The organism is uncultured Sulfuricurvum sp., from assembly GCF_937936435.1.
In the GTDB taxonomy this organism is placed as follows: Bacteria; Campylobacterota; Campylobacteria; order Campylobacterales; family Sulfurimonadaceae; genus Sulfuricurvum.
Genome location: NZ_CALDDG010000133.1, coordinates 1 through 5706 on the forward strand (window position 1 = coordinate 1; position 5706 = coordinate 5706).

At 44.4% G+C, this 5706-nt stretch carries 9 protein-coding genes; 1 reads left to right on the forward strand and 8 read right to left on the reverse strand.

Annotated features, from left to right (window positions below; translation table 11 throughout):
- The 8 genes from nhaD to Q0389_RS12715 form a co-directional block, all read right to left on the reverse strand.
- Window positions 1-439: sodium:proton antiporter NhaD (gene nhaD, locus Q0389_RS12680; protein WP_298694718.1), on the reverse strand; the 439-nt coding region annotated here is incomplete at its 3' end.
- A 192-nt stretch (window positions 440-631) separates the two neighbouring features.
- The gene (locus tag Q0389_RS12685) at window positions 632-829 is read right to left on the reverse strand and encodes a hypothetical protein (RefSeq protein WP_298694719.1); all 198 of its coding nucleotides are present in this window, start codon (window positions 827-829) and stop codon (window positions 632-634) included.
- Window positions 801-1148 carry a hypothetical protein gene (locus tag Q0389_RS12690; RefSeq protein ID WP_298694721.1) on the reverse strand — a complete coding sequence of 116 codons (348 nt, stop codon included), beginning with the start codon at window positions 1146-1148 and terminating at the stop codon, window positions 801-803. The genes Q0389_RS12685 and Q0389_RS12690 overlap by 29 nt, the downstream gene beginning before the upstream one ends.
- A gap of 68 nt (window positions 1149-1216) precedes the next feature.
- Window positions 1217-2044, reverse strand: coding sequence for a hypothetical protein (locus Q0389_RS12695; RefSeq protein ID WP_298694722.1), 828 nt, complete (start codon window positions 2042-2044; stop codon window positions 1217-1219).
- A gap of 78 nt (window positions 2045-2122) precedes the next feature.
- Window positions 2123-3313 (reverse strand): NifS family cysteine desulfurase, encoded by a 1191-nt coding sequence (locus Q0389_RS12700; RefSeq protein WP_298694724.1) that lies wholly within the window; start codon window positions 3311-3313, stop codon window positions 2123-2125.
- Window positions 3314-3407: 94 nt separating this feature from the next.
- Complete coding sequence (locus tag Q0389_RS12705) at window positions 3408-3830, reverse strand: type II secretion system protein GspG (RefSeq protein WP_298694726.1); 423 nt, start codon at window positions 3828-3830, stop codon at window positions 3408-3410.
- Window positions 3831-3996: 166 nt separating this feature from the next.
- Complete coding sequence (locus tag Q0389_RS12710) at window positions 3997-4368, reverse strand: DUF86 domain-containing protein (protein WP_298694729.1); 372 nt, start codon at window positions 4366-4368, stop codon at window positions 3997-3999.
- Entirely contained in the window at window positions 4361-4651 is a 291-nt protein-coding gene (locus tag Q0389_RS12715; protein WP_013460377.1) for a nucleotidyltransferase domain-containing protein, read from the reverse strand. The genes Q0389_RS12710 and Q0389_RS12715 overlap by 8 nt, the downstream gene beginning before the upstream one ends.
- A gap of 282 nt (window positions 4652-4933) precedes the next feature.
- On the opposite strand from Q0389_RS12715, the gene Q0389_RS12720 reads away from it, so the two are divergent.
- Window positions 4934-5706: glutamate--tRNA ligase family protein (locus Q0389_RS12720; protein WP_298694731.1), on the forward strand; the 773-nt coding region annotated here is incomplete at its 3' end.

Consider the following 5706-nt stretch of genomic DNA (forward strand, 5'->3'; position numbering starts at 1 on the left):
AGAGGATCAGGGCCGTCGTCAGATTATCGGCGATAGGGGAGATGAAAAATGCCAAAAAACCCGTAATCCAAAAGAGTTCCCGATAACTGTACCCTTTTGCGATCAGCTTCCCTTTGAGGGCATTAAAAACTCCTCTTTCGATCAGGGCTTCGACAAAGGTCATGGCGACGTAGAGAAAAAAGAAGATTTCGGCGATCTCATAGACCAAATGGGTGATTTCATTTTTGAACGGGATAAAATTGAGTCCGTATACAGCGTAAAATCCTCCGATCAGGATGTACATGAACGTACCGATAAACAACGCAGGTTTAGCCTTATCGATATGGTATTTATCTTCCGTCGCGATAAAATAATACCCGATGATAAAGATGAGAAGCAGCATCCAACCGAAGGGATGGGTCGAGAGATCAATCCCGTCTAATTCCATATCCGTAATCATCAATTTCCCTTTCGCAGATTGAAACCGATAGCCCTATCTGGAGTAAAATTAAGCAAAAATTAATTTGCTCGGTTCCCCTAGTATAGTCTATGAGGGTAAACAGAGATTTACAATCGGCAGGGGAAAATACAAAATATAGGAATATTTTTTAATTTTTTCAAGTAAAAAAAGTGGTTTGAGCAGGCTAAGCAATTAATTCAAAAAAACTCCGAAAGGATCGTCATCGGGGATAGAAGCCGGATCGATTTCAATCGAATCGATGATAACGGATTCACGCTGATGGGGAGGAAGACGGAGTTTGAGACGCTCGATCGCCTCTGTCTCATTTTTTGCATCGATAGGATAGATGCGGCTTTTCCCCTCAAGCCGTATGTCGATCAGATAGCGCATCCGAATCCTTTAACAGATAAAGTTGTCCGTAACAGTCGCAAAATTTTTTACAGCCGCAGGAATAAAAGATATTTTTTCCGGTGTCGAGAGAGTAGCTTCCGAAATCGGTTTTGATCACCTCTCCTTGAACCCGTTCTACCGTGATGATTTTTACGAGGCAACTATCCATGGGATCGAGTCGATGAAATTTTTCCCGTGCGGAATGAACCCATAGAATTTTAGCCGGAAGAGAGAGATTGCGGACGGCATCGCTGCTCCATTCTCGCAGTGCACCCAAGGTGTCAAGCTCCGAGTCATTGATATTCCGGTAGGGACGCATTACAACTCCGTAGTGTTTGGGAGTTACAGTGCATATTTAATTCTATTTTTAGAATGCGAAAAAATGCATTACGTATTCGATGCGTCGCGCAATGATTTTTCCGCGCGATGGATGATATGTTGGATGGATTCGCTATTCTCCTGTACTTCGGTCGCCAAGCGGATGGAGAAATGGGATTTTTGGCGTATTTTTTGTGTCAGAGGGAGTGTGTTTTCCGGAGAATCGATCAAATAAGCGAGGAGAAAACTCTTTTTCCCCCATCGCACAAGCATGTCGCTTTGTCGGATATTGGATTTGATATCTCTGACAAAATCGTAGACGTCGGCATCGTTGCTTACAAGTTCGACAAGGGTTGTCGCCAGCAGTTTTTTGTTGAACAAAGCGGCATCGTTGAGACTTTTCATCGTGTGGGTGAAATACTCTTTATCGTAGGCGCCGCTTTCTTTGTCGATAGTTGCATCGTTTTCGATCATAATCCGTTTGATAAGATCCTGGGAAATATCGCAAAACGTCAGAATCGTGTAGTTCTCAACAGGATTTTGGACATTAACGGAGAAAGCATGCGGTTCGATGCGGTGACTGAGCATGCTGACAACTTTGTCGTTTTCGGGAAGCTCAAGGAGCGATTCGGTCCATGCATCGGCATTATCGACTTTTCCGGCATGAAAATAGCTGTCATGAGGTACAAAGCGGTTCAGCAGCGAGCCGAATTCGCGTAAAAAACCTTTAGCAGAGTCGACATTGGCAAAATCGAGAAAAGCTTTATTAAAAAGAACCGGAACATGGTTATGCATCAAGACGATCAAATCTTTTTGGGTATTGATAACCGATAAAAAAAGTTGGCTTAAGGGATTGTTTTCGTCTAGCAAATGAAGTTCGTTTTGTTGTATCGCCATATTCTACCTTAGAAACAGTATGGCGTTATTATAATACATCACGAAGAGATATTGGGAATATTTGTGAATCAAAATGACCTAAACGGCCATTTTTTCATTCGTATACGAATAGGTCGAAGAGATCGAGCGCAGACGCTCCGCCGCTTTGGTGAATACCTCGATCGTATAGTCGATCTCATCGGCAGTCGTGAAACGGCTGAGGCTTAGGCGGATCGCCGTGTGAGCGAGTTCCGGATCTTCGCCGATAGCGGTCATGACCGGATTGGCTTCGAGCGATTCGGATGCACAGGCACTTCCGGTAGAAGCGGCGATTCCGGCACGGTTAAGATCCCACAGCATCGACTCTCCTTCGATACCGCGAAGAGAGATAAGGATGGTGTTCGGCGTACGGCGCGCACGGTCTCCGACGACGATTGTGTCTGGGATTTGAGCGATCGCGTCTTCGAGACGGTCACGAAGGGCACGGACATCGCTGTTCATTTTTTCCAGATGTCCGACCGATTGTTTCATCGCCAGACCCATACCGATGATGTAGGCGACGTTCAGCGTACCCGCACGTTTTCCTCCCATCTGCTCTCCGCCGTGGAGGAGATTCGGAAGTTCTTTCCCTTTTTTCACATACAATCCGCCGATCCCTTTCGGACCGTGAAATTTATGCGCCGAGAACGTGAGGTAGTCGATCGGTGTTTTGGTCAGATCGACGGAAACTTTTCCGATGGCTTGAACGGCGTCGGTGTGGAACAAAATCCCTTTTTCTTTAGCGATAGCGGCGACTTCTTCGACCGGAAAGATCATCCCCGTCTCGTTGTTCGCCCACATCATCGAAATGAGGATGGTTTTATCGGTGATCGCCGCGGCGACACGCTCCGCGCTGACGTATCCGTACTGGTCGACGTCTACGAATGTGATCTCTGCTCCGTTTTCTTCGAGGAAGTGGAGGGTCTCAAGGACGGACGGATGTTCGACTGCAGAAGCGATGATGTGATTTTTGGCAGGGTCTTTGAGGATATGTTTGAAAAAGATCCCTTTGAGAACCGTATTGTTGCTCTCCGTTGCGCATGAGGTGATGAGGATGTCATCCGCATCGGGTGCGTTTAGCGCATCGTACATGTAGCCCATCGCTTCGTTCAAATGGGGACGAACTTCAATCCCGTACTGGTGCAGTGAATTTGGATTGCCGTAGAGCTCTTCGAAAAACGGTTGCATTTTCATCTTGACCAGCGGGTCGAGTTTCGTCGTGGCATTATTATCGAGATAAACACGTTTCATTTTTTGTCCTCATGGTATCGTTGTTATGAGGAGTATTGCAAGATTTGTTCGAGAAGAAGTTTATTTTATAAATTTTAACAAGATAGTTTATGTTTTAGGGATTAATCAAACCATAATTTGGATCGATTAAAATATCGTCTTTTGTAAATGGTTGTTTATCTTTACCAAGAGCAAATAAGTAATAATGATTTTGATCAGAGATTTTATAATAGTACGTTTTTGACAAATGATCATCACCTAGTTTTTTAGATACTCTAACTAGCATATTTAGAGTTGAAATATACTCATTCTGCATTTCAGGGGGGATAGAATTTAAAAGTTCCTGTAAGGAATTAGGATATATTTGATACTTAGCTTTGTATAGTTCAATGTGTTTTGATAATTCAAGTAAAGTACTTTTTTCAACATTGAGAGAAAGATTTTTTTTCTCATCTTGATAAATATAATAAAGAAAAGCACTGATAGAGAGAACAATAATTAGACCAACTGATAGACCAAATAAAATTACTTTTTTCATATGTTTCTAACTCACTTTGTAGATGTTAATAAATTATTTTAAACATTATACATGATATATTGAGTTCTGACTCGCTCCCAAGCTCCAGCTTGGGAGTGTAATATTTGTCTGCATTCCCAACGAGGACGTTGGGAACGAGCGGAAGCGGGAAGAGTGGGCTGAAAGGCTACTTATTGTCATTAAGCATTTGTTCAATAGTCTCTTTTAACGTCCGAATATCATTTTTACACACATCAAATACCGCTTCGGCATTGAGATCGAAATAGTGATGGCTGATAATGTCGCGCATCCCTTTGACCGATTTCCAATCAACCGCAGGATAATTGGAAAGCAGTTTTTTATCGGTGATTTTATCGACGTTTTTGAGGCTCTCGCCGATGGCGATCAACTGCATACAAATAGCGTCAAGTTTTTCATGACCTGCTTCATCTTCTAAAAAGTCATCGGGAGATCGGATAGGCTCGAAGCGTTTTAGGATGCGCTCAGTTGCGCCGTAAATCTGAGTGAGGGTTTCGATCAACAGAGCCTTTTCAGGCATAAATAGCTTCTTTTTGGATACGTTCTTTGAGAAACGTATTCATGCTCTCACGATAGCTGATGAGGTCGACATGGGTATGCATCAGCTCTTCGAGATCGAGACGGATGCGCGAGAGTTTAAACAGATTGGGTTGTTTGGTTTCGATCACCACATCGACATCGCTTTGTTCCGTCGCTTCATCGCGTGCGACAGAGCCGAATACGCCGATACGGATGATTCCGAACTCATCCGCATGATGCTGTTTGTACGATTCTAATACTTTGAGTACGTCTTGTCGTTTCATGTAATGATTATAACCTATCTGTAGTATCTATTTCAATGATGCGACCATTTTCCATGATTTTGCCGACTTTTTCACCACCGTTTTACGGGAATCTGCCTCACAATATCATTATAATGGGACTTATTTGATAAAATACGACTTTTATTATTATTTACGACTTCAAATCTCCTGCATCCGGAAGATGCAGGTAGCTTTAGGGGGTTGTAGGGACATATACGTCCCTGCCGCAAATATGGGCTTGCTCATATTTGTGCATAATATCAGTCAGAAGGTTTTAGAGCAATGAACGAGAGCAAAGATTTTTTACGCACCATCGTCGAAGAAGATATAAAAGCACACAAATATAACGAAGTCGTGACACGCTTCCCCCCAGAGCCGAACGGCTTCCCTCACATCGGACACGCCAAATCGATCGCGATCAATTTCGGTATCGCGCGGGACTATAACGGTCACTGTAACCTTCGGATGGACGATACCAACCCGACGACCGAAGATACCCGCTACGTCGAAGCGCTCAAAGATGCCGTCGAATGGCTGGGATTCAAATGGGAGGGGAATGTCCGCTACACCTCCGATTATTTCCCTGAACTCTATGAATATGCAAAACAGCTTATCAGAATGGGCAAAGCCTACGTCGACAGCCTCACCGAAGAGGAGATTAGAGAGTATCGCGGAACAGTCACCGAACCGGGTCGCCGCAGCGTTTATGCCGAGCGTAGCGTCGAAGAGAACCTCGATCTATTAGAGCGGATGAAAAACGGCGAATTCAAAGACGGCGAGCATGTTTTGCGTGCCAAAATCGACATGAGCGCGGCGAACATGAAGATGCGCGATCCGTTGCTGTATCGTATCCGTCATGCGCATCACTACCGTACTGGAGATGCATGGAATATCTACCCGATGTACGATTACGGACACTGTCTCTCCGACTACATCGAGGGGGTTTCCCACTCGATCTGTACGCTCGAATTCGAAAACAACCGCGACATCTATGACTGGGTACTCGATACGCTGGGACTGACATCTCCGCGTCCGTATCAGCACGAGTTTGCACG

Coding starts and splice junctions, on each gene's coding strand:
- Q0389_RS12710 (WP_298694729.1), bottom strand. CDS start 4,368: ATGCCTGAAAAGGCTCTGTTGATCGAAACCCTCACTCAGATTTACGGC.
- Q0389_RS12705 (WP_298694726.1), bottom strand. CDS start 3,830: ATGAAAAAAGTAATTTTATTTGGTCTATCAGTTGGTCTAATTATTGTT.
- Q0389_RS12700 (WP_298694724.1), bottom strand. CDS start 3,313: ATGAAACGTGTTTATCTCGATAATAATGCCACGACGAAACTCGACCCG.
- Q0389_RS12685 (WP_298694719.1), bottom strand. CDS start 829: ATGCGCTATCTGATCGACATACGGCTTGAGGGGAAAAGCCGCATCTAT.
- Q0389_RS12690 (WP_298694721.1), bottom strand. CDS start 1,148: ATGCGTCCCTACCGGAATATCAATGACTCGGAGCTTGACACCTTGGGT.
- Q0389_RS12695 (WP_298694722.1), bottom strand. CDS start 2,044: ATGGCGATACAACAAAACGAACTTCATTTGCTAGACGAAAACAATCCC.
- Q0389_RS12715 (WP_013460377.1), bottom strand. CDS start 4,651: ATGAAACGACAAGACGTACTCAAAGTATTAGAATCGTACAAACAGCAT.